The organism is Clostridia bacterium (assembly GCA_019683875.1).
In the GTDB taxonomy this organism is placed as follows: domain Bacteria; phylum Bacillota; class Sulfobacillia; order RBS10-35; family Bu92; genus Bu92.
This window is the reverse complement of the sequence record JADGHN010000157.1, coordinates 1-3134: the sequence shown is the minus strand read 5'-3', so window position 1 is coordinate 3134 and position 3134 is coordinate 1. Positions and strand designations below refer to the sequence as shown.

Below are 3134 nucleotides of genomic sequence, written 5' to 3'. Positions count from 1 at the left end.
GCCCCTGAGGCGCAGGCGCTGGTCACGCGCGCGAAGGCGGTCGAGCCGCACCTGCCCCGCTACCTCCTGGCCGGCGGTTTTCCGGAAACGGCCCTCGCGGAGGACCTGACCTTGGCCCAGCGGCTGATGCGGGAGGACATCGTGGACCGCGTGCTCAAGCGGGACATGACGGCCCTCTACGGCATCCGCAACGTGCTCGACCTTGAGCGCCTCTTCGTGTACCTGTGCCTCCACACGGGGGAGATTCTCTCCATGGACACGGTGGCCAAGGAACTTGGCGTGTCGCGCACCAAGGTGGCGACGGACATCGTCTCCCTGGAGATGGCCCATCTCGTTCACCGCTCGAATCCCGTGGACACGCACGGCAAGCGCGCGCTCAAGCCGCGCCCGAAGGTGTACATGGCCGATCCGGCGCTGCGCAACGCCGTGCTGCTGAGGGGTGACGAAGTCCTCGCCGAAGCCGCCGAAATGGGCCTCATCTTGGAGACGGCCGTCTTCGTCCACACGAAGGGGCATTACCGCGCGGAGGGAGCGGAGGTCGGCTACTGGCGCGAGAGCGCGAGCGGCGCCGAGGTGGACGTCGTGGTGGTCCGTCCGGACGGCGTCCGCCTGGCGGCGGAGGTGAAGTACCGCCAACAGCCCGGCATGGTGCCCTCCTCGGGTCTGGCGCGCTTCCTCGCGCGTCAGCCGCGGGTGCCGGGCTTCGTCGTGACGAAGCGCGCTGAGGACTTCGGGCCGGTCGATCTGGGCCTCCCGGGCGTGACGCTGTTCCAGGTCCCCGCCTTTCTCTTCCTTTATCTCATCGGCTGGATGGCGGCCGAGCGCGCCGGCGCGGTGTAGCGCGCAGGGACTCCCGCGCTCCCGGCGAAGCCTACCCACATGAAGCGCATCCCCGTCTTCACCGTCGACGCCTTCTGCGACGAGCCCTTCGGCGGCAACCCCGCGGGTGTGGTGCCGCGCGCCGTGGGCCTTTCCGCTGCGGAGATGCAGCGCATCGCCGCGGAGCTTCGTCACTCGGAGACGGCGTTCGTCCTGCCGGCCCAGGAGCCGGACAGCGCGGACGTGCGCGTGCGCTTCTTCACACCGACCCAGGAAGTGGATCTCTGCGGCCACGCGACCATCGCCACCTTCCACCTCATGGCGGAGCGTGGCTGGTTGCCGTCCGTCGGGCCGCGGACGCGCGTGCGCGCGGAAACCGGCGCCGGCACCATCACCGTGGAGGTGCAGTGGGCCGGTCGGGATCTCGCGGACCGCGCCATCCGCCGCGTGATGATGGAGCAGCCGCGGCCGCGCTTCCTCTTTGAGCTGGACGAGGCGCAGCGCGCGGAGCTGGCCGGCGCCTTGGGGGTGGAGCCCGGGGTCCTGGGCTTCGTTCGGGCCAGGGACGGGCGGCGGCCGCTGCCGCTGGGCGTGGTGACGACCGGCCTGCCGGACCTCCTTGTGCCGGTGGAGAGCCTGGTCGCGCTGCGGGGCCTGCGGCCGGACGCGTCCGCTCTCGCGTCCCTGTGCCGCGCCTGGGGCGTCGCCACGGTGCACGCCTTCACCCTGGAGACGCGGGAGCGACGCAACGCCGCCGCCTGCCGCAGCTTCTCGCCGGCGCTCGGCATCCCGGAGGAGGCGGCGACGGGCACGGCGAGCGGCGCGCTGGGGGCGTACCTGGTGCGGCACGGCGTCGTGCCGGTGCCGGAGCCCGGAGCTCGCAACATCGTGGACCTGGTCCGCGGCGGGGAGGCGCCGGCGGCAGACGGCCAGGCGGTGTCCCTCCGCCTGGAGCAGGGGGACGACATGGGCCGGCCCAGCCGGATCGACGTGGAAGTGACCGTCTCGGACGGCGAGATCACGGGCGTCCGCGTGGGAGGGCGCGCCGTGACGGTATTGGAAGGCAACCTCTTGCTGGAGTGAAGGTGCCGGCTCCACCCAGGTTGACGGCCCGCTGGGGCTCCCATAATATGGAAGCCATGGGCCAGGGGGGTGAATCCGTGGAGCGCAGCCTCGAAGAGCGCATCGCCTGGATCGAGGCGAACATGGTGACGCGTGCGGAATTCGAAGCGCGGTTTGCGGAGCAGGACCGCCGGATCGAGGAGCGGTTTGCCGAGCAGGACCGCCGTATTGACGAGCGCTTCGCCGAGCAGAACCGGCGGATCGACGAGCGATTCGCCGAGCAGGATCGCCGCATTGAGGAGCGATTTGCCGAGCAGGATCGCCGCATTGAGGAGCGGTTCGCGGAGCAGGATCGCCGGATCGCGGAGCGGTTTGCCGAGCAGGACCGATGGATCAAGGAAGAGTTCGCCAAGCAGGACCGGCGGATCGAGGAACTCTTCGCCGAACAGATGCGGCAGATCAAGGTCCTGTTCGAGGATCAGTCCCACCAGTTCAAGGCCTGGATCGAGGGCGTGGACGTGCGCGCCCGCGTAGAGGACCACGAGCGACGCATCGCCGCGCTGGAACGGAAGGTGGATAGACGCTGAGCCGGCCACGCCGGGGGGCCCAGCGCCCTCCCGCCAATGGTTCCGCAACGTCCGCCCAGTTTCGAAGGAGGCTGCCCGTATGACCCGTAAACCGCTCCACGCGGTGCGCGTGGACGACCTGGACCGGGCCCTCGCCTTTTACCGTGAGGCGCTCGGGTTCAACGTGGCCTGGGAAGACCGGGATCAGGGCGTGGCGCAGGTCGACCCGCCCGCAGGGGCGCCGCTGCTCCTCGCCCGCCGCGAGGTGGCCGACGTCCGCCCCTGGATGCACGACGTGTTCGAAGAGCTCGCGCCGGGACGGCGCCTGTACCTGGAGTTCGCGGGGGACAACCTGGCTTCATACTGGCAGGCGTTGACCTCGCGCGGCCTGGACGTCCCGCCGCCGGAGACCACCGCGTACGGGGAAAAGACGCTGGTGGTCCGTGATCCGGACGGCCATGAGATCGCCTTCTGGCAGGCCCCGCAGTGGACGGACGAGGAACTGCTCGACATTTACGCCTCCGCCCCCCGCCGGCTCCGGGAAGCTCTGACCGGGCTGCGGGACGAGCACCTCGACCTGGCTCGGGCGCCCGGCAAGTGGACGATCCGCCAGACGGTGCACCACGTCGCGGATTCCGACGCCACCACGCTGGTCCGCCTCATGATGATGCTGGCCGAGCCCGGACG

Annotated in this window: 4 protein-coding genes; all 4 read left to right on the top strand. The window is 70.5% G+C overall.

Annotation, left to right across the window (positions count from 1 at the left end; genetic code table 11):
• A partial coding sequence (locus IRZ18_09230; GenBank protein ID MBX5477286.1) for a DUF4143 domain-containing protein occupies positions 1–840 on the top strand: 840 nt, incomplete at its 5' end.
• 39 nt (positions 841–879) lie between these two features.
• A complete protein-coding gene (locus IRZ18_09225) occupies positions 880–1902 on the top strand; it encodes a PhzF family phenazine biosynthesis protein (GenBank protein ID MBX5477285.1) in 1023 nt (340 codons plus the stop codon).
• A gap of 77 nt (positions 1903–1979) precedes the next feature.
• A complete protein-coding gene (locus tag IRZ18_09220; GenBank protein ID MBX5477284.1) occupies positions 1980–2468 on the top strand; it encodes a hypothetical protein in 489 nt (162 codons plus the stop codon).
• Between the two features lie 79 nt (positions 2469–2547).
• On the top strand, positions 2548–3134 hold a 587-nt coding region (locus IRZ18_09215; GenBank protein MBX5477283.1), incomplete at its 3' end, for a VOC family protein.

What these genes read in the sequence shown, in the direction of transcription:
- IRZ18_09225 (MBX5477285.1), top strand. Translation starts at nt 880, where the DNA reads ATGAAGCGCATCCCCGTCTTCACCGTCGACGCCTTCTGCGACGAGCCC.